This is a genomic window from Actinomadura sp. WMMA1423 (assembly GCF_006547145.1).
Lineage (GTDB): Bacteria > Actinomycetota > Actinomycetes > Streptosporangiales > Streptosporangiaceae > Spirillospora.
This window is the reverse complement of sequence record NZ_CP041244.1, coordinates 9,433,732-9,456,075: the sequence shown is the minus strand read 5'-3', so window position 1 is coordinate 9,456,075 and position 22,344 is coordinate 9,433,732. Positions and strand designations below refer to the sequence as shown.

Annotated in this window: 20 protein-coding genes; 6 read left to right on the top strand and 14 right to left on the bottom strand. The window is 73.5% G+C overall.

Annotation, left to right across the window (positions count from 1 at the left end; genetic code table 11):
• Window positions 1-9: 9 nt before the first annotated feature.
• Window positions 10-2,874 carry a tetratricopeptide repeat protein gene (locus tag FKD65_RS43520; protein ID WP_141586123.1) on the top strand — a complete coding sequence of 955 codons (2,865 nt, stop codon included), beginning with the start codon at window positions 10-12 and terminating at the stop codon, window positions 2,872-2,874.
• A gap of 80 nt (window positions 2,875-2,954) precedes the next feature.
• On the opposite strand, the gene FKD65_RS43515 is transcribed toward FKD65_RS43520, so the two are convergent.
• The 12 genes from FKD65_RS43515 to FKD65_RS43460 all read right to left on the bottom strand — a co-directional run bounded on the left by FKD65_RS43515 (window position 2,955) and on the right by FKD65_RS43460 (window position 14,452).
• A complete protein-coding gene (locus FKD65_RS43515; protein ID WP_141586121.1) occupies window positions 2,955-3,329 on the bottom strand; it encodes a metal-sulfur cluster assembly factor in 375 nt (124 codons plus the stop codon).
• Window positions 3,326-3,784: a Fe-S cluster assembly sulfur transfer protein SufU gene (gene sufU, locus FKD65_RS43510; protein WP_141586119.1), complete on the bottom strand. Its 459-nt coding sequence runs from the start codon at window positions 3,782-3,784 to the stop codon at window positions 3,326-3,328. Before sufU ends, FKD65_RS43515 begins: the two co-directional genes overlap by 4 nt.
• A gap of 54 nt (window positions 3,785-3,838) precedes the next feature.
• Window positions 3,839-5,113 carry a cysteine desulfurase gene (locus tag FKD65_RS43505; RefSeq protein WP_141586117.1) on the bottom strand — a complete coding sequence of 425 codons (1,275 nt, stop codon included), beginning with the start codon at window positions 5,111-5,113 and terminating at the stop codon, window positions 3,839-3,841.
• 50 nt (window positions 5,114-5,163) lie between these two features.
• The gene (sufC, locus tag FKD65_RS43500) at window positions 5,164-5,928 is read right to left on the bottom strand and encodes a Fe-S cluster assembly ATPase SufC (RefSeq protein ID WP_141586115.1); all 765 of its coding nucleotides are present in this window, start codon (window positions 5,926-5,928) and stop codon (window positions 5,164-5,166) included.
• 26 nt (window positions 5,929-5,954) lie between these two features.
• On the bottom strand, window positions 5,955-6,272 hold the full coding sequence (locus FKD65_RS43495) for a non-heme iron oxygenase ferredoxin subunit (protein ID WP_141586113.1): 318 nt from the start codon (window positions 6,270-6,272) through the stop codon (window positions 5,955-5,957).
• Window positions 6,269-7,405 carry a Fe-S cluster assembly protein SufD gene (gene sufD, locus FKD65_RS43490; protein WP_141586111.1) on the bottom strand — a complete coding sequence of 379 codons (1,137 nt, stop codon included), beginning with the start codon at window positions 7,403-7,405 and terminating at the stop codon, window positions 6,269-6,271. The genes FKD65_RS43495 and sufD overlap by 4 nt, the downstream gene beginning before the upstream one ends.
• Window positions 7,405-8,817 (bottom strand): Fe-S cluster assembly protein SufB, encoded by a 1,413-nt coding sequence (gene sufB, locus FKD65_RS43485; RefSeq protein ID WP_141586109.1) that lies wholly within the window; start codon window positions 8,815-8,817, stop codon window positions 7,405-7,407. The genes sufD and sufB overlap by 1 nt, the downstream gene beginning before the upstream one ends.
• Window positions 8,814-9,632: a metalloregulator ArsR/SmtB family transcription factor gene (locus FKD65_RS43480; protein WP_141587447.1), complete on the bottom strand. Its 819-nt coding sequence runs from the start codon at window positions 9,630-9,632 to the stop codon at window positions 8,814-8,816. The genes sufB and FKD65_RS43480 overlap by 4 nt, the downstream gene beginning before the upstream one ends.
• Before the next feature lie 101 nt (window positions 9,633-9,733).
• Window positions 9,734-10,783 (bottom strand): universal stress protein, encoded by a 1,050-nt coding sequence (locus FKD65_RS43475; RefSeq protein WP_141586107.1) that lies wholly within the window; start codon window positions 10,781-10,783, stop codon window positions 9,734-9,736.
• Window positions 10,776-12,242 carry an amino acid permease gene (locus tag FKD65_RS43470; protein WP_240809889.1) on the bottom strand — a complete coding sequence of 489 codons (1,467 nt, stop codon included), beginning with the start codon at window positions 12,240-12,242 and terminating at the stop codon, window positions 10,776-10,778. The genes FKD65_RS43475 and FKD65_RS43470 overlap by 8 nt, the downstream gene beginning before the upstream one ends.
• Window positions 12,239-13,174, bottom strand: a complete 936-nt coding sequence (gene arcC, locus FKD65_RS43465; protein WP_141586105.1) for a carbamate kinase — start codon at window positions 13,172-13,174, stop codon at window positions 12,239-12,241. The genes FKD65_RS43470 and arcC overlap by 4 nt, the downstream gene beginning before the upstream one ends.
• Before the next feature lie 36 nt (window positions 13,175-13,210).
• A complete protein-coding gene (locus FKD65_RS43460) occupies window positions 13,211-14,452 on the bottom strand; it encodes an arginine deiminase (protein WP_141586103.1) in 1,242 nt (413 codons plus the stop codon).
• A gap of 171 nt (window positions 14,453-14,623) precedes the next feature.
• Between FKD65_RS43460 and FKD65_RS43455 the strand changes: the two genes are divergently transcribed.
• The 5 genes from FKD65_RS43455 to polX all read left to right on the top strand — a co-directional run bounded on the left by FKD65_RS43455 (window position 14,624) and on the right by polX (window position 19,947).
• Window positions 14,624-15,550, top strand: coding sequence for an ABC transporter ATP-binding protein (locus FKD65_RS43455; RefSeq protein ID WP_141586101.1), 927 nt, complete (start codon window positions 14,624-14,626; stop codon window positions 15,548-15,550).
• Between the two features lie 68 nt (window positions 15,551-15,618).
• Window positions 15,619-16,335, top strand: coding sequence for an ABC transporter permease (locus tag FKD65_RS43450; RefSeq protein ID WP_141587445.1), 717 nt, complete (start codon window positions 15,619-15,621; stop codon window positions 16,333-16,335).
• A gap of 3 nt (window positions 16,336-16,338) precedes the next feature.
• A complete protein-coding gene (locus tag FKD65_RS43445; RefSeq protein WP_141586099.1) occupies window positions 16,339-17,283 on the top strand; it encodes a DMT family transporter in 945 nt (314 codons plus the stop codon).
• A 71-nt stretch (window positions 17,284-17,354) separates the two neighbouring features.
• On the top strand, window positions 17,355-18,191 hold the full coding sequence (gene prcB / locus FKD65_RS43440) for a proteasome subunit beta (RefSeq protein ID WP_141586097.1): 837 nt from the start codon (window positions 17,355-17,357) through the stop codon (window positions 18,189-18,191).
• Window positions 18,192-18,228: 37 nt separating this feature from the next.
• Entirely contained in the window at window positions 18,229-19,947 is a 1,719-nt protein-coding gene (gene polX / locus FKD65_RS43435) for a DNA polymerase/3'-5' exonuclease PolX (RefSeq protein WP_141586095.1), read from the top strand.
• 21 nt (window positions 19,948-19,968) lie between these two features.
• Here polX and FKD65_RS43430 read toward each other — a convergent pair whose 3' ends face one another.
• Window positions 19,969-20,973, bottom strand: a complete 1,005-nt coding sequence (locus tag FKD65_RS43430) for a heme A synthase (RefSeq protein WP_240809888.1) — start codon at window positions 20,971-20,973, stop codon at window positions 19,969-19,971.
• Between the two features lie 103 nt (window positions 20,974-21,076).
• The gene (locus FKD65_RS43425; RefSeq protein ID WP_141586091.1) at window positions 21,077-22,300 is read right to left on the bottom strand and encodes a PrsW family intramembrane metalloprotease; all 1,224 of its coding nucleotides are present in this window, start codon (window positions 22,298-22,300) and stop codon (window positions 21,077-21,079) included.
• Between the last annotated feature and the right edge of the window lie 44 nt (window positions 22,301-22,344).

Sequence of the window (22,344 nt, the reverse complement as noted above, 5' to 3'; positions counted from 1 at the left end):
AGGTGTCCCATGGCGGTGATCGAGCGGAAGGGACCGGGATGGACCCACGAGCGCTGCCCGCGGCCGGTGGGCGCCGCTGACGCGGGCGGGCGCGGCGGCCTGACCCAGCGCGCCTCGGCGGGGCCGTTCGGCCGGGTCTTCCAGGCGGGCCGCGACATGGTCGTGTACGGGGCCGAGGACCCGTACCGCCTCAGGTGGTGGCGGCCGCGGGGCTCCCCGCCCTCGGCGGCCGAGGCCCGGGCCCAGCCGAGCCTGCTGCTCCGCGTGTCGAGCGAGACCGTGCCGTTCACCGGGCGCGAGGCCGAGCTGGCGGGCCTGCGCGAGTGGCGGGACCGGCGGGCGGCACTGTCCGTGCGGCTCGTGCACGGACCGGGAGGGCAGGGCAAGTCCCGCCTGGCCGCCCAGGCGGCGCGGCTCTGGAGCGCGGACGGCTGGACGGTCCTCACCGCGCTGCACCGCCACGATCCGGCTGCGCCGCCGGAGTTCGCGCCGGGCGACCTGCGCGGCGCGCGGGGGCTGCTGGTCGTCGCCGACTACGCCGAACGCTGGGACGTCGCCGACCTGCTCAGGATGCTCTCCGACCTGCGCGGCGCGGAGGGGCCCAAGGTGCGGGTGCTGCTGCTGGCGCGCCCGGCCGGCACCTGGTGGCAGACCCTCGCGCACAGGATGGACGCCGATCTCGGGCTGGAGGCCGGGGCGAGCGCCCTCGACGCCCTCGAAACGGGTGCGCACGGCCGCGGCAGGCTGTTCGAGGAGGCACGCGACCGGTACGCGGCACTGCTGGACGTGCCCGGGGCGCACCTCGTCACGGCCCCCGAGGCGGTCATGGAGGACGACGGCTACGGTCAGGTGCTCGCGGTGCACATGGCCGCACTCGCCGCGGTGCTCGCCCATGAGGAGGGCGCCCGGGCGCCGCGGTTGCCCGCGGAGGTCTCGATGTTCCTCCTGTCGCGCGAGCGCGTCCACTGGGAGGAGCTCCACCGCGGCCTGCTGAGCACGGGCGCGGACGTGATGGGCCAGGCCGTCTACACGGCCGCCCTGACCGGCGGCCTTCCGCGCGCGGAGGCGGTGGAGGCCCTGGTCCGGGCCGAGGTGGAGTCCGCCTCGCACCCCGGTCAGATCATCAAGGACCACGCCGTCTGCTATCCGCCGCCGCCCGGGTCCCCCGGCGTCCTGCGGCCGCTCTACCCGGACCGGCTCGGCGAGGACTTCGTCGCGCTGACGACCCCGGGCCACGGCCACCCGTACCCGAGCGACCCCTGGGCCGCCGACGCGGCCGAACGCCTGCTCGGGGCGGGCGGGCAGGCGTGGACCCGCTCCGCCATGACCGTGCTCGTCGAGACCGCGCGGCGCTGGCCGCACATCCGGGACGGGCAGCTCTACCCCCTGCTCAGGGTGCGGCCCGAACTGGCGGTCCAGGCGGGCGGCGCCGCACTCACCGCCCTGGCCGAGCTGCCGGAGCTCGATCCCGTGCTGCTGGACGAGGTCGAGGCACTGCTGCCAGAGCGGCGAGACGTCGATCTGGACCCCGGCGTCGCCGCCATCACCCGCCGCTGGGCCCGGCAGCGGCTCGGCCGGGCGCCGGAGGGTGACGGCGTCCTCGCTGACCGCGCCCTCACCCTCACCAAGCTCACCAGCCGGCTGATCAAGGCCGGGCTCTACAAGGAGGCCGGGGAGTCCGCACGGGAGGCGGTCGCCGCCTACCGTCGGCTGGCGGAACGGCGTTCGGGCGAACACCTGTCCGACCTCTCGGGCGCGCTGGTCAACCTCGGCATCTGCCAGGCGCACCTGGGCATGCGCCCGGAGGCGCTGGAGGCCACCGAGGAGGGGGTGGAGATCGACAGGCGCCTCGCCGAGAGCGGTTCGGCCGCGAGCCTGGAGAACCTCGCCTCCTCGCTGAACAACCTGGGGAACCGGCTCGCCGATCTGGGGCACCGCGACCGCGCTCTGGAGGCGGCCTGGGAGTCGGTGCGGATCCGGCGACGGCTCGCCGAGCATGCTCCGCCCCGCTACCTGGCGAAGCTGGCCGGGGCCCTCGACAACCTGGGCAACCGCCTCGCCGGGCTGGGCGGCACCGAGGACGCCGTCGCCGCCACGGGCGAGGCGGTCGAGCTGTACCGGCGCCTCGCCGCCGACGACCGCGCCGCCCATGTGACCGACCTCGGCATCGCGCTCACCAACCTCAGCGCCCTGCTGGAGCAGACGGGGAAGGCGGAGGAGGCCCTGGAGGCCGGCGACGATGCCGTCCGCGTCCGCCGGGAACTCGCGGAGGCCGACCCGGCCGCCTTCAGCGCCGGGCTGGCGGCGGCGCTGTGCACCCGGTCCGACGCCCTGGCCGCGCTCCGGCGGCACAGCGAGGCCATGAGGGACCTCGAGGAGGCCTTGGAGCTGTTCCGATCGGCCGCGCCGGCCGATCCGGCGGCGGTCAGACGGGACCTCGCGGCCGCCCTCTGCAAGTTCGGTGTGCGGCTGATGGAGAAGGGCCGCCATGCGGAGGCCGCGAACGCCCTGGACGAGGGAGTCGGGCTGTACCGGCCCATCGCCGCGGCGCATCCCGGCGTGTTCGGGGGCGAGTTCACCATGGCCCTGCGCATGCGCCTCGCCGCACATCTGGACGGCGGCGCGGACGGGGAGGCGCTCCGCTGCGCCGCCGACTACGCCGAGCATCTGCTGCCCCTCGCGCGGCGGCTCCCCTGGCGGTTCCGCCGCGAGCTGGACGAGACCCTCGCGGCCGCCGTCCTCCTCCTCGGCCGGACCGGGCGGCTGCGCGAGACCGTCACGATGCGGCAGCGGCTCGGCAAGGCCAGGCGCACCGGCGATCACGCGAATGCGGTCGAGATGCTCAGGCGGATCGCCGGGCCCGGGGACGCGTGAGGCCGCGCCCCGAACGGGGCGCGGCCTCATCGTCCACGTCGAACGGCGCCGCCCGGGCGCGGACCGGGTCCGCGGGCGGGTCAGACGTTGAAGCCGAGGGCGCGCAGCTGGTCGCGGCCCTCATCGGTGATCTTGTCGGGGCCCCACGGCGGGAGCCAGACCCAGTTGATCTTGACGTCCTTGGCGAGGCCCTCCAGGGCGCTGTGGGCCTGGTCCTCGATGACGTCGGTGAGCGGGCAGGCCGCGCTGGTGAGGGTCATGTCCAGGGTGGCGACCTCGTCGGCCAGGTCGACGCCGTACACCAGGCCGAGGTCGACGACGTTGATGCCGAGCTCGGGGTCGACGACGTCCTTCAGGGCCTCGAGGATCTCCTCCTCCGCGGCGGAGAGGGCGGCCTCGGGCGCCTTGGCGGGCGTCTCCTGGGCGGGCGTGTCGGTCGCGGGCGTGTCGGTCATGGTGCCTCTCCGATTGCGCGGGCGGTCGCGTCCTTCCACGCCATCCAGGCGAGCAGGGCGCATTTGATCCGGGCGGGGTACTTCGAGACCCCGGCGAAGGCGACGGCGTCCTCCAGGACGTCCTCGTCGGGCGCGACGTCCTGGCCGCGGGACTGCATCAGCGCCAGGAACTCCTCGCCGACGGCCATCCCCTCCTTGACGGACTTGCCGATCAGCAGGTCGGACATCACCGAGGCGCTGGCCTGGCTGATCGAGCAGCCCATGGCGTCGTAGGACACGTCGGCGACCGTGGCGTCCTGGCCCTCGCCCTCCAGGTGGACGCGCAGCGTCACCTCGTCGCCGCACGTGGGGTTGACGTGGTGCGCCTCCCCCTCGAACGGCTCCCGCAGCCCCTTGTGGAGGGGGTTGCGGTAGTGGTCCAGGATGACCTCCTGGTACATCGCCTCCAGCTGCATGGCGTCCTTTCCAAGCCTTTCTCGCTACAACCCGGACGCGGCGGGACGTGTTCCTCAGGCGGTCCCGAAGAACTTCTGCGCCTGCCGGACCCCGTCGGCGAGCGCGTCCACGTCGGCGAGGGTGTTGTAGAGGTAGAACGTCGCGCGGGTGGTCGCCGGGATGCCGAAGCGGCGGCAGATCGGCCACGCGCAGTGGTGGCCGACGCGCACCTCGACGCCCTGGTCGTCCAGTACCTGCCCGACGTCGTGCGGGTGGATGCCGTCGACGGTGAACGACACGGCGCCGCCGCGGGCCTCGGTGGTGCCGGGGCCGATCACGCGGACGCCGGGGATCTCGGCGAGCCGCTCCAGCGAGTAGCCGACCAGGGCCTCCTCGTGGGCGTGCACGCGGTCCATGCCGATCTCGGCGAGGTAGTCGCAGGCCACGCCGAGCCCGACGGCCTGCGCGGTCATCGGCACGCCCGCCTCGAACCGCTGCGGCGGCGGCATGAAGGTGGTCTCCTCCATGTGGACGACCTCGATCATGGAGCCGCCGGTGATGAACGGCGGCATGGCCGCCAGCAGCTCGCCGCGGCCCCACAGCACGCCGATGCCGGTCGGGCCGAGCATCTTGTGCCCGGAGAACACCAGGAAGTCGGCGCCGAGCCGGGCCACGTCGACGGGCTGGTGCGGCACCGACTGCGCGGCGTCCAGCAGCACGAGCGCGCCGACCTCGCGGGCGCGCGCCGCGATCCGCTCGATCGGCGGGACGGTGCCGAGCACGTTCGACTGGTGCGTCAGCGCGACGATCTTCGTGCGCTCGTTGACGATGCCGTCGAGGTCGTCGAGGTCGAGGCGGCCCTCGTCGGTGATGCCGAACCAGCGCAGGGTGGCGCCCGTCCGCCGGCACAGCTGCTGCCACGGGACGAGGTTGGCGTGGTGCTCCATCTCCGACACCACGATCTCGTCGCCGGGGCCCACCGCGAACCGCTCGGCCTCGGGCCCGGCGGTGGCCGCGTTGCTCATCGCGTAGGCGACCAGGTTGATGCCCTCGGTGGCGTTCTTGGTGAACACGATCTCGGCGGGCGTCGCGCCGACGAACCGGGCGATGGACGCGCGGGCGTTCTCGTAGGCCTCCGTCGCCTCCTCGGCGAGCAGGTGCGCCCCGCGGTGCGGCGCCGCGTTGTGCCGCTCGTAGAACTCCCGCTCCGCGTCCAGCACCCGCACGGGCTTCTGCGACGTCGCCCCCGAGTCGAGGTACACCAGCGGGCGCCCGCCGCGGACCGTGCGCCGCAGCAGCGGGAAGTCCTTCTTCAGCTCCTCGGGCAGAAGGCTCCCAGTTCCGCTCATGCTGTGCCTCGGTGGGGGGGCGACCCCCCACTCCCCCCGGTTCGCTTCGCTCATAGGGACGCGCCCGCCTTCACGTACTTCTCGTACCCCTCGTTCTCCAGCTCGTCGGCCAGCTCGGGACCGCCCTCGGCGACGACGCGGCCGCCGGCGAACACGTGCACGAAGTCGGGCTTCACGTACCGCAGGATGCGCGTGTAGTGGGTGATGAGCAGCACGCCGGTGTCGCCGGACGCGAACCGGTTGACCCCCTCGGAGACGACCTTGAGCGCGTCGACGTCCAGGCCGGAGTCGGTCTCGTCCAGGACGGCGACCTTCGGCCTCAGCATCTCCAGCTGCAGGATCTCGTGCCGCTTCTTCTCGCCGCCGGAGAAGCCCTCGTTCAGGCTGCGCTGCGCGAACGCCGGGTCGATGGACAGGGCGTCCATCGCGGCCTTCATCTCCTTGGAGAACTCGCGGAGCTTCGGGGCCTCGCCGCGCACGGCGGTGACGGCCGAGCGCAGGAAGTTGGAGACCGAGACGCCGGGCACCTCGACCGGGTACTGCATCGCCAGGAACAGCCCGGCGCGGGCGCGCTCGTCGACCGACATGGCCAGGACGTCCTCGCCGTCCAGCGTGACGGAGCCGGAGGTCACCTCGTACTTCGGGTGGCCGGCGACCGCGTAGGCGAGGGTGGACTTGCCGGAGCCGTTCGGCCCCATGATCGCGTGGGTCTCGCCGGCCTTCACGGTCAGGTCGACCCCGCGCAGGATCTCCTTCGCGCCGTCGGAGCCGTCGCCGACGGAGACGTGGAGGTCGCGGATCTCAAGCGTGGCCATAGTGCGTACAGTCCTTCGTGGTGCGGTCAGTCGTCGCCGGCGAGCGAGACGTAGACGTCGCCGCCCTCGACCTTGACCTTGTAGGTGGCGACCGGCTGCGTGGCCGGCGGGTTGGTGGGCTTGCCGCTGCGCAGGTCGAAGCAGGACCCGTGCAGCCAGCACTCGATGGTGCCGTTGTAGATCTCGCCCTCGGACAGCGAGACCTCGGCGTGCGAGCAGATGTCGTTCAGCGCGAACACGTCCTCGCCGCTGCGGGCGATGACGACGGGCGTGCCGTCGACCTCGGCGCCGAGCGCCCCGTCGGCGGGGACCTCGTCCAGCGCGCACACCTTGACGTAGGTCACTTCGCCGCTCCCTGGTCGAGTTCCGCCTCGATCGCCTCGCGCACCTTCTCGCGCACCTCGGCGACCTCGATGCGCTCGACGAGCTGCCCGAGGAAGCCCCGGACCACCATGCGGCGCGCCGTGTCGAAGGTGATGCCGCGCGCCTGGAGGTAGAACAGGTGCTCGTCGTCCAGCCGGCCGGACGCCGAGGCGTGCCCCGCGCCGGCGACCTCGCCGGTGAGGATCTCCAGGTTCGGCACGGAGTCGACCCGCGTCCCGTCGGTGAGGACGAGGTTGCGGTTCAGCTCGTAGGTGTCGGTGCCCTCGGCCTCCGCGCGGATGATCACATCGCCGATCCAGACGGCGTGCGCGTCCCTGTCCTGCAGGGCGCCGCGGTAGTCGACGCGGCTGCGGCAGTGCGGGACGGCGTGGTCGACCAGGAGGCGGTGCTCCAGGTGCTGGCCGCCGTCGACGAAGTACACCCCGTACATCTCGGCGTCGCCGCCGGGCCCCTCGTAGGCGACCGACGGGGAGATCCGCACGACGTCGCCGCCGAGCGAGATGTTGTGCGAGACGAACCGGGCGTCGCGGCCGAGCCGCGCGTGCTGGTGGGAGACGTGGACGCCGTCGTCGGCCCAGTCCTGCAGGCTGATGACCGACAGGCGGGCGCCGTCGCCGACGACGAACTCGACGTTGTCGGCGTAGGTCGCCGACCCCCGGTGCGTCAGCACGACGGTGGCCTCGGCGAACGGCTCCAAGACGACGGTGGTGTGCCCGTAGGCGGCGGCCGAGGCGTCCTCGCCGCGCAGCCGCAGCACGGTCGGCGCCGAGGCGGCGGTCTCCTTCGGGACGGTCACGACCGTGGCCTGGGTGAAGGAGTTCCACGCCTGGGCGCTGACGCGGTCGGCGGGGACGTAGGCCTTGCCGAGGCGCTCGTCGTCGCGGCCGACGGTCTCGACCGACACCTCCGGCGCCGCCTCGACCTCCAGCAGGACCTTGTCGCCGTCCTGCGCCGTGCCGTTGTGCAGGCCGCGCAGGCGGCGCAGCGGGGTGAACCGCCACTCCTCCTCGCGGCCCGTGGGCACCTCGAAGTCGGCGACGTCGTAGGACGCCTTCTCGTGCAGCGTCGAGAGAGGCTTCTGCTCCAGCCCCATCAGCCGACGGCTCCTTCCATCTGCAGCTCGATGAGCCGGTTCAGCTCGAGGGCGTACTCCATGGGCAGCTCGCGAGCGATCGGCTCGACGAACCCGCGCACGATCATCGCCATCGCCTCGTCCTCGGTGAGGCCGCGGCTCATCAGGTAGAACAGCTGCTGCTCCGACACCTTGGAGACGGTGGCCTCGTGGCCCATCTCCACGTCGTCCTCGCGGACGTCGACGTAGGGGTAGGTGTCGGACCGGCTGATCTGGTCGACGAGCAGCGCGTCGCACTTGACCGTGGACTTGCTGTGCTCGGCGCCCTCCTGGATCTGCACCAGCCCGCGGTAGGACGTGCGGCCCCCGCCGCGCGCCACCGACTTGGAGATGATGCTGCTGGAGGTGTTCGGCGCGGCGTGCACCATCTTCGCGCCGGCGTCCTGGTGCTGGTCCTCGCCCGCGAACGCGATCGACAGCGTCTCGCCCTTGGCGTGCTCGCCGAGCAGGTAGATCGCCGGGTACTTCATGGTGACCTTGGAGCCGATGTTGCCGTCGACCCACTCCATGGTGGCGCCCTCGTAGGCGACGGCGCGCTTGGTCACCAGGTTGTAGACGTTGTTCGACCAGTTCTGGATCGTCGTGTACCGGACGCGGGCGTCCTTCTTCACGACGATCTCCACCACGGCGGAGTGCAGCGAGTCGGACTTGTAGATCGGCGCGGTGCAGCCCTCGACGTAGTGGACGTAGGAGCCCTCGTCGGCGATGATCAGCGTCCGCTCGAACTGGCCCATGTTCTCGGTGTTGATCCGGAAGTAGGCCTGGAGCGGGATCTCCACGTGCACGCCCGGCGGGACGTAGATGAACGAGCCCCCCGACCACACGGCCGTGTTGAGCGCGGCGAACTTGTTGTCGCCGACCGGGATCACCGAGCCGAAGTACTCCTGGAAGATCTCCGGGTGCTCGCGCAGGCCGGTGTCGGTGTCGACGAAGATGACGCCCTTCTCCTCAAGGTCCTCGCGGATCTTGTGGTAGACGACCTCCGACTCGTACTGCGCGGCGACGCCGGCGATGAGGCGCTGCTTCTCCGCCTCGGGGATGCCGAGCTTGTCGTAGGTGTTCTTGATGTCCTCCGGGAGCTCCTCCCAGGAGGCGGCCTGCGCCTCGGTGGAGCGCACGAAGTACTTGATGTTCTCGAAGTCGATGCCCGTCAGGTCGGAGCCCCAGGTGGGCATCGGCTTCTTGCTGAACAGCCGCAGCCCCTTGAGGCGCAGGTCGAGCATCCACTCAGGCTCGTTCTTCTTGGCCGAGATGTCGCGGACGACGTCCTCGTTCAGGCCGCGTCGCGCCGAAGCGCCGGCCTCGTCGGAGTCGGCCCAGCCGAACTTGTACCTGTCGAGCCCTTCGAGCTCCGGGTGGGCTGCCGTAGTCATAGGGAGGTCCCTCCGGACTCCTCGTCACTGATCAGATGCTTTCCGGCGGACGCCCCCGCGTCCGCCGCACCCCCGCCGGGGCCGGCGTGGGCGGCCTCGCCGCCCTCACCGGTCTCGCCCGCCCCGCACAGCGAGCGCGAGCTGACGTGGGTGGTGCAGATGCCGTCGCCGTGCGCGATCGTCGCGAGCCGCTGGACCGGGGTGCCCAGCAGCCGGCTGAACGCCTCGGTCTCCGCCTCGCACAGCTGCGGGAACTCCGCGGCGACGTGCGCGACCGGGCAGTGGTGCTGGCACAGCTGCTCGCCGCCGCCCGGCTGCGGCGCCTTGGCCGCGGCCGCCGCGTAGCCGTCGCCCGAGAGGGCCTCGGCCAGCGTGCGGACCCGCTGGTGGGGCGGCGCGTCCTGCACGACGGGCCGGTAGCGCCGCTCCAGGTCGGCTATCTGCCGCCGGGAGAACTCGGCGACCGCGTGGTCGCCGGCGGTCTCGGCGAGGAACCGCAGGGCGCTGGTCGCCAGGTCGTCGTAGGCGTGCACGAAGGCGCTGCGCCCGGCGTCGGTGATGGCGAACCACTTGGCGGGCCGGCCCCGGCCGCGCCGGGACTGCGGGACCCGCGCCTTGCGGACCTCGATCATGCCCTCGGCCAGCAGCGCGTCCAGGTGCCGCCGGACGGCGGCCGGCGTGAGGCCGACGCGCTCGCCGAGCGTGGACGCGGTGACCGGGCCGTGTTCCAGGATCAGGCGGGCCACCCGGGCGCGGGTGTCGCGCTCGGTGCGGCCGGACGGCACGCCGAGAGGGCGCGCTGCGGCGCCCGGCATGCTCGTCTGATCCTCGCCCACGTTTTTCACAACATCAGTGTGCCGTAATTGCTTCCCGCGAAACACCGGATTCCCGATGTCGTAGCTCACGCAGGTAAGCCTTACCTAAACTGGACGTCCTCCCCGGCGGCGGGCGCCCCTGCCCCGCGCGGCAGCACCAGCACCGGGCACGGCGCGGCCCGGACGATCTTCCCGGACCTCTCCCCCAGGAACACCTTGAGCAGCGGCCCGTGGTGGCCGGACAGGCAGGCGAGGATCTCGCCCGGCAGCATATCGACGGCGCCGAGGGTCCCGGCGACCCCGCTCCCGACCTCCGCGAGGCGCTCCACCGGCATCCCGTCCCCGAAGCGCGCGCCGAGCAGGCCGGCGGCCTCCCGCAGGTCCTCGTCGGCCTGGGCGGCCTGCCGGCCCAGCACGCCGTCGACCCCGCCGAGCCTCGACGCGAGGCCGGGCGGGCGCAGGACCAGCGTCAGCAGCCGCACCGGCAGCCCCAGCCTCGCCGCGAGGTCGGCGGCGGCCGTCAGGTCCTCGAAGCCGCGGGGCGGCCAGTACGCCACGGTCATCCGCTCCAGCCGCCGCGCGGGACGGTGGGGGTGCACCCGTCCGTGGTGCGGTGAGTCCTCGGCGTACCCGCGCGGCGCCAGCAGGACCGGCACGGGCGAGTCGTGCAGGAGGCGGTCGGCGGTGCTGCCGAGGGTGATCCGGCCCGTGGGCCCGCCCGGCGCCGAGCCGACGACCACGACGTCCGCGCCGGTCCCGCGGGCGGCCTCGATGAGGCCGCGCCCGCTGCCCTTGTGGGCGTGCACGCGCAGGTCCAGCTCCGTGCGCGGCACCTGGAGCTCGGCGAGCCGCGCGGCGGCCCCGGCCAGCGCCTCCTCCGCCTGGCCCCGGAGGTAGGCGACCCATTCGGCGTCCACCGAGGCGGGGCCGTGCGCGGGCCAGGCGGGCGGATGGACGTTGACGACGGTCAGCGGCGCGGGCCGCCCCGCCCGGTCCGCCGCCCTGACCAGCGCGGCCAGCGCGAGGGCGTCGTCGCCGCGCTCGTCGGGCGAGTACCCGACCAGCACGCGCAGTGCGCGGGGTTCACCGGTGTCCGGTTCGCTCGTGTTCGGTTCGCTCGTGTCCGGTTCACTCGTGTTCGGTTCACTCATGTGGGCTCCCTCCGATGGCCCCCGCGTTCCGGGCCGCCAGGCGCGAGTGGCGGCGGCCGTACAGGAAGTAGGCGGCCAGGCCGACGGCGATCCAGATCGCGAAGACGGTCCAGGTGACGCCGCCGAGGCCGACCATCAGGTAGACGCACAGGGCGACGCCGACCAGCGGCGTGACGGGGTACAGCGGCGTGCGGAAGCTGCGCGGCAGGTCGGGGCGGGTGCGGCGCAGCACGATCACGCCGACGCCGACCAGCGCGAACGCGAACAGCGTCCCGATGCTGGTGGCGTCGACGAGCCGGCCGAGCGGGATCACCGCGGCGAGGAGCGCGATGAACCCCGCCACGATGACCGTGTTGGCGACCGGCACGCGGCGCCGCGGGCTCACCTTCTGGAAGACGTCGGGGACGAGCCCGTCGCGCGACATCGCGAACAGGATGCGGGTCTGGCCGTACATGACGGTGAGGACGACGCTGGCGATGGCGACCACGGCGCCGAGGGAGAGGATCATCGAAGGCCACGCCTGCCCGCTCACCCTGTCCAGCACCTGCGCCAGCGAGGCCTCCGAACCGCTCAGGGAGAACTCCGTCCACTTCATGGCACCGACCGCGGCGAGCCCGACCAGGACGTACAGGGCCGTCACGATGGCCAGCGAGTAGACGATCGCGAGCGGCAGGTCGCGGCGCGGGTTCCTGGCCTCCTCGCCGGCGGTGGAGGCGGCGTCGAAGCCGATGTAGGAGAAGAACACCTTGGAGCCCGCCGCGCTGATGCCCGCCCACCCCATCGGCGCGAACGGGGCGACGTTCCCCGTCCGGAACGCCGTGAAGGCGATCGCGCAGAAGAACAGCAGCACGCCGATCTTCAGCAGGACCATCACCGTGTTCGCGGCGGCGCTCTCGGACGTGCCGCGCAGCAGCAGGAAGGCGGCGAACACCACCACGATCACCGCGGGGACGTTGACCAGCCCGCCCTCCCACGGCGGGTTGGCGACCCGCTCCGGGATCGTGACGCCCAGCGCGCCGTCGAGGAAGGCGTTGAGGTAGGAGCCCCAGCCCACCGCCACGGCCGACACCGACACGGCGTACTCCAGGAGCAGGCACCAGCCGCAGACCCACGCGACCAGCTCGCCCAGCGTCGCGTAGGCGTAGGAGTAGGACGAGCCCGAGACGGGGATCGTCCCGGCCAGCTCGGCGTACGACAGCGCCGAGAACAGGGCGGTGACCGCGGCGAGGACGAACGACAGCACGACCGCGGGCCCGGCGAGCGGGACCGCCTCGCCGAGGATGACGAAGATGCCGGTGCCGAGGGTCGCGCCGACGCTGAACATGGTGAGCTGCAGGAGGCTCATCGTGCGCTTCAGCTCGCCGCCCTCGCCGTGCCCGCCCTCGGCGACGATCCGGTCGACGGGCTTGGTCCGCAGCAGGCTGCGCCCGAAGGACTCCGGCGCGGTCCCGGTGGTCACAGCGTGCTCGCCAGCGGCCAGGTGGCGTTCGGGGTGACGATCGTCCCCGCGGTCCCCTCCAGGATGCGCTCGCACTGGTCGAGCAGCCCGATCGCGGCCATGTCGCCCGTCCGCTCCACGAAGCTCACCGCGGCCTCGACCTTCGGGCCCATCGACCCGGCGGGGAAGTGCTCGCCGCGCAGCTCGTGCGGCGTCGTGTGGGTGATCTCCTCCTGCCGCGGCGTGCCGAAGTTCCGCATCACGCGGGGCACGTCGGTGAGGATCAGCAGCGCGTCGGCGTCCATGCTCTCGGCCAGGACGGACGCGGTGAGGTCCTTGTCGACCACCGCCTCGACGCCCTCCAGCCGCCCCACGTCGTTGCGGAAGACCGGGACGCCGCCGCCGCCCGCGCACACCACCACCGTGCCGAGCCGCACCAGCTCCCTGATCAGCCGGGTCTCGATCACCCGCTGCGGCCGCGGCGAGGGCACCACGCGGCGCCAGCGGTCCCCGTCCCGGCGGACGGTCCAGCCGTACTCGGCGGCGAGCCTGTCCGCCTCCTCCCGGTCGTAGACCTGGCCGACGAACTTGGTGGGCTCCTCGAACGCCGGGTCCACCGCCGAGACGAGCGTCTGGTTGATCATGGCCACCACCTGGCGGCCGGGCAGCGCGTTCTGCAGCGACTGGAGCATCCAGTAGCCGATCATGCCCTGGGTCTCGGCGCCGATCGTGTCCAGCGGGTAGGGCCGGGTCAGGTTCGGGTCGTTGACGCTCTCCAGCGCCAGCACCCCCACCTGCGGGCCGTTCCCGTGCGTGATGATCAGCTCGTGCCGCTCGGCGAGCGGCGCCAGCGACCGCACGGCCCGGTCCACGTTGGCGCGCTGCGGTTCGGCGTCGGGCGTCTCACCCCGCTTGACCAGCGCGTTCCCTCCGAGCGCGACGACCACGCGCATGCTGCCTCCCCCTCCCCGGCGGTCCGCCTCCGGGCTTCAGGCGTCCCGGACGAGCGGGCAGCTCATGCACCGGGGCCCGCCGCGCCCCCGGCCGAGTTCGCTGCCGCGGATCGTGATGACCTCGATCCCGTTCCGGCTCAGGTGGTTGTTGCTGGTGGCGTTGCGCTCGTAGGCGATGACGACGCCCGGCGAGACGGCCAGGACGTTCGCGCCGTCGTCCCACTGCTCGCGCTCGGCGGCGAACACGTCCTGCGTGGGGGTGAGCACCTTGATGTCGCCGGTCCCGGCCGCGGCGGCGATGGCCCGGTGCATGTCCTCCGGCGGATGGTCGGTGATCTTGAGTTCCTTCTCGTTGTCGCCGGGCTCGACGGTGTGCGACGGCAGCATGCCCATCCCCGCGTACTTGGTGAACACGCCGTGGTCGACCATGGTCATGACGGTGTCCAGGTGCATGAACGCCCGCTTGCGCGGCATCCGCAGCGCGACGATCCGCTCGCACGAGCCCGCGGCGAACAGCGACTGGGCCAGCATCTCGACCGCCTGCGGCTGCGTGCGCTCGCTCATCCCGACCAGCACGCTGCCGTTCCCGAGGACCAGCACGTCGCCGCCCTCCAGCGTCGCCGGCGCCATCGCGGTGCCGCGGTTCCACACGTGGTAGCCGCCCTCGGCGGGCCGGTCGTGGCCGGCGGCGAACAGCGGGTGCCAGCGGTAGATCGCCTCCATGTTCACCGTCTCGCGCATCCGGGCCTTCATGCGCATCGTGTTGATGGAGACGCCGTCGTAGATCCAGCAGGACGTGTCGCGGGTGAACAGGTGGTTGGGCAGCGGCGGCAGGACGAACCCGTCCGTCTCGACGGAGTGGAAGGCGATCGACGCCGGCTCCGGCATCCGCTCCAGCATCTCCCGCTTGGTGATGCCGCCGACCAGGAACGCGGCCAGGTCCGCCACGTCCATGGCGTCGAAGCAGTTGCGGATCGCGTCGGTGGCGAGGGGGCCGAACCAGTGCGGGTCGACGACGCGGTCGAGGATGTGGCGGCGCGCCTCGGGGATCGCGACGGTCTCGGTCAGCAGGTCCATCAGCAGGTGCGTGCGCACGCCCTGGGCGCGCAGCACGTCCTCGAACTCCTCGTGCTCCTCCACCGCGCGCCTGACCCACAGCACGTCGTCGAACAGCAGCCCGGCCGCGTTGGAGGGGGTGAGGCGCTTCAGCGAGAGCTCGGGCCTGTGCAGCAGCACCTCCCTGAGCCTGCCGACCTCCGAATCGACGCGGAACGCCATCCCACCTCCCCCGGGGCCCGGCCGCGGCGCCGCTGCTCCCAGATCGCGGATTCCCCGGCGGGCGGCGGCGAAACTAGATCGACTTCCACCGGACGCCTTTGCCGCTCCTTCACGCGGTCCCGGCCGGGACCGGGCGCGGACCTGTCCTCCCCCGGACCTAAACTCGTGAGCATGACACCCCCCGGAGACGGCGCGGTCGAACTGCGCTCCCTCGCCAAGCGCTACGGCGCGGTGACGGCCGTGGACGGCCTGTCGCTCAGCGCCGCCCGGGGCGCGGTCACCGGGCTGCTCGGCCCGAACGGCGCGGGCAAGACCACCACGATCGAGATCTGCGAGGGGTTCCGGCGGGCCGATTCCGGCACCGTCCGCGTCCTCGGGCTGGACCCCGCCGCCGACGGGCGCGCCCTGCGCCCCCGGGTCGGGGTGATGCCGCAGTCCGGCGGCGTGCCGGGCACGGCCCGCGCCGGCGAGTTCCTGCGGCTGGTCGCCTCGTTCCACGCCAGGCCGCTCGACACCGCGGCCCTGCTCGAGCGGCTCGGCCTCGCCGAGCACGCGCGCACCCCGTTCCGGCGGATGTCGGGCGGGCAGCAGCAGCGGCTCTCGCTGGCCGTCGCGGTGGTCGGGCGGCCCGAGCTGGTCTTCCTCGACGAGCCCACCACCGGGCTCGACCCGCAGGCCAGGCACGCCACCTGGGACCTGATCGGGGAGCTGCGCGCCGCGGGGGTGTCGGTCGTGCTCACCACGCACAACATGGACGAGGCCGAGCGCCTCTCCGACCACGTCGTGATCGTCGACGGCGGCAAGGTCGTCGCCGAGGGCGCCCCCGAGGAGCTGACCGGCGCCGAGCGGCAGCTGCGGTTCCGCGCCCGCCCCGGCCTCGGCCTCGAGGAGCTGCTCGCGGCGCTGCCCGCCGGGAGCGCCGCCAAGGAGTCGCCCGCCGGGCACTACCTGATCGAGGCGGAGGTCCGGCCCGAGTTGCTGGCCACGGTCACCGCCTGGTGCGCCTCGCACGGCGTCATGACCGAGGACCTGCGCATCGAGCGCCGCACGCTGGAGGACGTCTTCCTCGAACTCACCGGACGGGAGCTGCGCTCGTGACGACCCCGCCGACCCCGCCGGCCCCGCTGGACCTCGCCCCCGCGCCGGGCGCCGCCCCGCTGCCGCGGATGATCATGGCCCAGGCCGGCTACGAGTTCCGCGCCGTGCTGCGCAACGGCGAGCAGCTGCTGCTCACGCTGATCATCCCGGTGGTGCTGCTGACCCTGTTCAGCGCCACCTCCCTGCTCGACCTCGGCACGGCCCGCCGCGTCGACTTCCTCACGCCCGGGATCCTCGCCCTCGCGGTGATGTCCACCGCGTTCACCGGCCAGGCCATCGGCACCGGGTTCGAGCGGCGCTACGGCGTCCTCAAGCGGCTCGGCGCGACCCCGCTGCCGCGCGGCGGGCTCATCGCCGCCAAGACGCTCAGCGTGGTCGCGGTCGAGGCCGTGCAGGCGGCGGTCGTCTGCGCGGTGGCGCTGGTGCTCGGCTGGCACCCGCATGGCGACCCGCTGTCCGCGGTCGTCCTGCTGCTGCTCGGCACCGCCGCGTTCAGCGGCTTCGGGCTGCTCATGGCGGGCACGCTGCGCGCCGAGGCCACCCTCGCCGCCGCCAACCTCGTCTACATCCTGCTGCTCGCCCTCGGCGGCGTCGTCTTCCCGCTCGACAGGTTCCCCGGGGCGGTGCGCACGGTCCTGGAGCTGCTGCCGATCTCCGCGCTGGCCGAGGGGCTGCGCCAGGTCCTCCAGCACGGCGCCGCGTTCCCCGCCGGGCCGCTGGCGGTCCTCGCCGTCTGGGCCGCCGCGGGCCTCGCCCTGTCCGCCCGCTTCTTCAGGTGGGAGTAGCGCATGGCCCTGTCCGAGGCGCCCGGCTCGTTCGGCGGCGCGTCCCGCCGCGCCCGTTCCCCGCGGTCGCGGGCGCTCTCGCTCGGGTCGGTGCCGCCGCCCGCGCTGATCCTGCTCGGCATCATCTCCCTGCAGGTCGGGGCGGGCCTGGCCAAGCACCTGTTCGACCGGCTGCCGCCGAGCGCCGTCGTGACGATGCGGCTGCTGACCTCGGCGATCGTGCTGGGGTTCCTCGCCCGCCGGGCGCTGCGGACCGTCCTTCGCGACCACTCGCGCTCCAGCCTCGCCATCGCCGCCGGATTCGGGCTGGCGCTGGCGCTGATGAACTTCTCGATCTACCAGTCGTTCTCGCGGATCCCGCTCGGCGTCGCGGTCACGATCGAGTTCCTCGGGCCGCTCGCGGTCTCGATCGTCGCCTCCCGGCGCCCCCGGGACGCGCTGTGGGTCGTGCTCGCCGGGGCCGGCGTCGTCCTGCTGGCCAGGGGCGGCAGCGGCCCGCTCGACCCGGTCGGCATCGCGTTCGCGCTGCTGGCGGGGGCATGCTGGGCGGGTTACATCGTGCTCACCGCCGCGACCGGCAAGCGGTTCTCGGGGACCACCGGCCTGGCGCTCGCCAGCATCGTCGGGACCGCCGCGATCCTCCCGCTCGGCGTGGCGTCGGCGGGCTCCGCGCTGCTCGACCCGCGGCTCCTGCTGATCGGCCTCGGCGTCGGGCTGCTGTCGTCGGTGATCCCGTACTCGCTCGAGCTGGAGGCGCTGCGGCGGATGCCCGCCCGCGTCTTCGGGATCCTCATGAGCCTGGAGCCCGCCGTGGCGGCGCTCGTCGGGGTGGCGCTGCTCGGCGAGATCCTCACCGGGCGCCAGTGGGCGGCGATCTGCTGCGTCATCGTCGCCTGCGCGGGTGCCACGAGGAGCCGGAAGGAGCCGCTCGAGGCGCCCGAGGCCTGACCGGTGGCGGCGGGATGTGGCAGCGTGGAAGGATCGGGACGTCGCGATCATCGAGCCGGAGAGGAGCCGCCGTGATCGGCCGGAGCGAGGACCAGGGGATTCCGCCCGAGTTCTTCGAGGCGGGGTCGGCGTCGTTCGTCGACTTCCTGCGCCTGCACTCCCCCGAGCTGCTGCCCGTCAACCGGGTGCCGGAGGGGGACGCGCCCGAGCTGCCGCACGGGACGACGGTCCTGGCGCTGACGTTCCCGGGCGGCGTCATGATGGCCGGCGACCGGCGCGCCACACAGGGCAACCGCATCGCCTACCGCGAGCTCGACAAGGTGCAGCGCGCCGACGAGCACTCCGCCGTCGCCTTCGCGGGCACGGTCGGGCTGGCGCTGGAGATGGTCCGGCTGTTCCAGGTGGAGCTGGAGCACTACGAGAAGATGGAGACCGTCCCGCTGTCGCTGCCGGGCAAGGCCCGCCGCCTCGGCGCCGTGATCCAGGCCAACCTCGCCCAGGCCCTCCAGGGGCTGGCGGTCGTCCCGCTCTTCGCCGGCGTCGACCCCGAGTCCGGCGAGGGGCGCATCTACACCTACGACATCACCGGCGCCCCGCAGGAGGCCCGCGGCTTCCACGCGGACGGCTCCGGCTCCCCGTACGCGAGCGGCGCGCTGAAGAAGCTCTACCGCGACGACCTGTCCCTGGAGGACGCCGCCACCGCGTGCGTCCAGGCCCTCTACGACGCGGCCGACGACGACACCGCCACCGGCGGCCCCGACCCGACCCGGCGCATCTACCCGACGATCGCCGTCGTCACCGCCGACGGCTACCGGCGGCTGCCGGACGAGCAGGTGGCGGCGATCGCCGACGAGGTCGTGCGCGGCCGGACCGAGCGGCCCGGCGGCCCCGTCGCGCCCCTGCGCTGACGCCGGAAGCGTCGTAGGCGGCTTCTAGACTCGGCCCATGGCACGGGCGAACGACGAGGCTGCGGCCCTCATCCAGGAACTGGCCGACCTGCTGTCCATCACGGGCGGGGACGCGTTCAAGATCAGGGCGTACGAGAAGGCGGCGCGGGCGGTCGCGGGCCACCCCGGCGACATCTCCGGCCTCGACCTGGCCGGGCTGCGCGGGATCCAGGGGGTGGGCGACGCGATCGCCAAGAAGCTCCTGGACTACAACACCACCGGCACGATCCGGCAGGTCGAGGAGCTGCGCACGCAGATCCCGCCCGGGGTCCGGTCCCTCACCGCCATCCCCACCCTCGGCCCGAAGAAGGCCCTCGCCGTCTACGAGGCGCTCGGCGTCTCGTCGGTGGACGAGCTGGCGGCCGCCGTCGAGGAGGGCCGCCTGCGCGGTCTCAAGGGCTTCGGCGCCAAGACCGAGGAGAACATCCTCCGCGGCATCGAGCTGATGCGCGGCGCCGGCGACCGCGTCCTGGTCGACGCCGCGGCGGGCGTGGCCGACGAGATCGTCGCGGCCCTGTCGGAGCTGCCGCAGGTGGAGCGCTGCGCCCACGCCGGCTCGCTGCGCCGCATGCGCGAGACGATCGGCGACGTCGACGTCCTCGCGGCCTCCCGCGACCCGCGCCCCATCATGGAGGCGTTCACCGCGCTCCCGCTCGTCGCGGAGGTCATCGCGGGCGGCGACAAGAAGACCTCGATCCGCACCACCGCGGGCCTGCAGGTCGACCTGCGCGTCGTCCCGCCCGAGTCGTGGGGCGCCGCGCTCCAGTACTTCACCGGCTCGCAGGCGCACAACATCCGCACCCGCGAGATCGCCGTCAAGGCGGGCCTCAAGCTGTCGGAGTACGGGCTGTTCGACGCCGGGAGCGGCGAGCTGGTCGTGTCCAGGACCGAGGAGGAGGTCTACGAGCGCCTCGGCCTGCCCTGGGTCCACCCCGCCCTGCGCGAGGACTCCGGCGAGATCGAGGCGGCGCTGAAGGACGAGCTGCCCCGCCTGGTGACCGTCGAGGACCTTCGCGGCGACCTGCACAGCCACACCGACCTGACCGACGGCGTCGCCTCCCTGGAGGACATGGCCGCCGCCGCGCGGGCCCGCGGCCTGGAGTACTACGCGATCACCGACCACGCGCCGAACCTGGTCATGCAGCGCATGACCGACGAGAAGATGCTCGCCCAGCGGGCGCGGATCGCCGAGTTGCGCGACCGGTACCCCGGCCTCACGCTCCTGCACGGCACCGAGCTCAACATCGACCCCGACGGCGGCGTCGACTGGGACGCCGACTTCCTGTCCGGCTTCGACGTCTGCGTCGCCTCCGTCCACTCCCACTTCACGCAGGACGAGGCGAGCATGACCCGGCGGCTGGTCCGCGCGTGCGAGAACCCCCACGTCCACGTGATCGGCCACCCCACCGCCCGCAGCATCGGCCGCCGCCCGCCGGTCGACGCCGACTGGGACGAGGTGTTCCGCGCCGCCGCCCGCACCGGCACCGCGATGGAGGTCGACTCCTTCCCCGACCGCCTCGACCTGCCCGCCGACCTGATCCGGCGCGCGAAGCGGTTCGGCGTGAAGTTCTCCGTCGACACCGACGCCCACTCGGTCGGCCACCACCGCAACATCCGCTACGGCGTCGGCACCGCCCAGCGAGGGTGGCTGACCCCGGACGACGTCATCAACACCTGGCCGCTGGAGCGCCTGCGCGCGTTCCTGCGCAAGAGCTGAGCGGCGGCCGGGGGCCGCGCCTCAGGCGGGCTGGGGCGCCTCGGCGGCCCGCGGGGCGGCCGGGCCCGGCTCCGCGGCCGCGCGCCCGGGTGCGGGGCCCCGGTCGCGCAGGGCGAAGAACAGGCGGAACGCCGCGATCCACATCAGCACCGAGCCGAGCATGTGCAGCAGGACCAGCCCGGCGGGGACGCCGAGGAAGTACTGGGTGTAGCCGACGGCGCCCTGGAGGACGATCAGCCCGGCGAGCTCGCGGGCGCGCCGGCGGGCGGCCGCGGGCGCGCCCGTGCGGTGCAGCGCCGCGAGGGCGAGCACCGTCAGCGCGATGGTGAGCCACGCCAGCTCGCCGTGGATCCGCGCGACGTCGGTGATGTCGAAGCCGTAGCGGCGCGACTCGGCGTCGCCCGCGTGCGGGCCCGTCCCGGTGACGACGGTGCCCGCGACCATCACGGCGGCGCAGGAGACCAGCAGCGCGGCGGCCAGGCGCCGCGTCCAGGGCCCGGCGAGCGGCCGGGGCGGCGCGTCGCCCTCCCCCGCGCGGACCCACAGCGCGACGCAGAACACCAGCAGGGCGGGCGAGACCAGGAAGTGCAGGGACACCGCGGCCGGATGCAGCTTGGTCAGCACGACGATGCCGCCGATGACCGCCTGGGCGACCACGCTCATCGGCTGGGCCAGCGCCCACCAGACGAGGCTCCGGCGGCGCGGCCGCAGCCGCAGCGCGGCGACGAACACCAGGATGCCGACGCCGAGCACCACGAAGGTGATCAGGCGGTTGCCGAACTCGATCGACATGTTGAGCACGTGGTGCTCGGGGTCGTGGGTGGGCACGAGGCTGTCGCCGGAGCAGCGCGGCCAGTCGGGGCAGCCGAGGCCGGACTTGGTGACGCGGACGGCGCCGCCGCTGACGACGATCACCACGTTGCCGATGACGCCGAGCAGCGCGAGCAGCCGCAGCGACCCGGGCGTCGGGCGCCACACGGCGTTCCAGGTCCGGATCAGGGGGTTGGACGACTCTCGCTCTGCCACGGCACCAATCGTATGGCCGGGTCCCCGCGACCGTGACCCGGCCCCCGCCCACGCGCGTCCACGAGGCGCCCGGCGGCGGCCGGGCCGCGGGCGCCCGGCCGGGTCAGGGCCCGTAGGGGCCCGGCGGCTGCGGCGGCACGAACCCCGAAGGGCCCTGCCGCGCCCACGGCGGCCCGGCCGGAGGGCCCGCGACGGGGCTCGGCGCGGTGCGCAGGAACGCCTGCCTCGCCAGCGCCATCAGCTGGAGCAGGGAGTCGCGGCGGGTGACGAACCAGCGCTGGTCGGCGACGCCCCGGTCGGCGCGCTTGTGCAGCAGCGCCAGCTCGGTCGCGGCGAGCTGGTAGTCGACCATGGCGCGCCCGGCGGGTGCGCCGCCGACCGAGCGGGCCCAGCGGCGGGCCGCGCGGCGCGAGGGGATGGAACGCAGCATCCGCACGTCCTGCGGCGTGACCAGGCCCGTCCCGGCGTACATCGGCAGGTACGCCTCGATGCGGCGCACGGTGCCGCGGCGCTCGACGAACACGATGACGATCAGCGTGACCAGGACGCAGAAGTCCAGCAGGTAGACGACGCCGAGGCCGCCGAGCCCGAACGCGGCGGCGCCGTTCCACAGCCCGTGCAGGACCATCGCGCCGAGCAGACCGGCGAGCGGGGCGGCGATCTGGCCGCGCCGGTGGGTGGCGGCGTAGGCGACGCCGAGCCCCGTCATCGCGGTGAACAGCGGGTGGCTGAGCGGCGCGATCAGGCCGCGCAGGATGAACACCGCCTGGAGCTGCTGCGCGCCGCCGTCGTCGAAGGCCCGCATGTAGTAGGTGATGTTCTCCATCATGGCGAAGCCGAGGCCGACCATCGCGGCGTACATGATCCCGTCGGCGAACCCGTCGATCTCGTTGCGGCGGAACCACAGCATGCCGAACAGGACGGCGCCCTTCAGCGTCTCCTCGATGATCGGCGCCCCGATGGCGGCGCTGACGAAGTGGCCCTCCGTCTCGCCGAAGATGGGCACGGTCACGTACAGCAGTCCGAGGGTGTTGAGCACGAGGGCGCCCAGCACGGCGACCCCCGCGCCCCACATGAACGAGAAGGCGAGGGCGCGCGGCGGCTCGGGCTCCAGCCGGTCGAGGGTGAGCGCGAGGGCGATCAGCAGCGGGATCGGCAGGATCGCCAGGAGCGCCCCCACCCAGAAGCCCGCCCCGCCGAGCACGGCGTAGGTGCCGAGCGCGATGACGGCGCACAGCCCGGACACGGTCATGCCGAGGATCAGCCCCACCGGAGGCCGTCCGGGGACCCGGCCCTCGAGCACCGCCTTGGGATCCATGCTCGCCATAACGCGAAGGGTAACGGCAGGTCGGACCGATCGCTAAAGCGCCG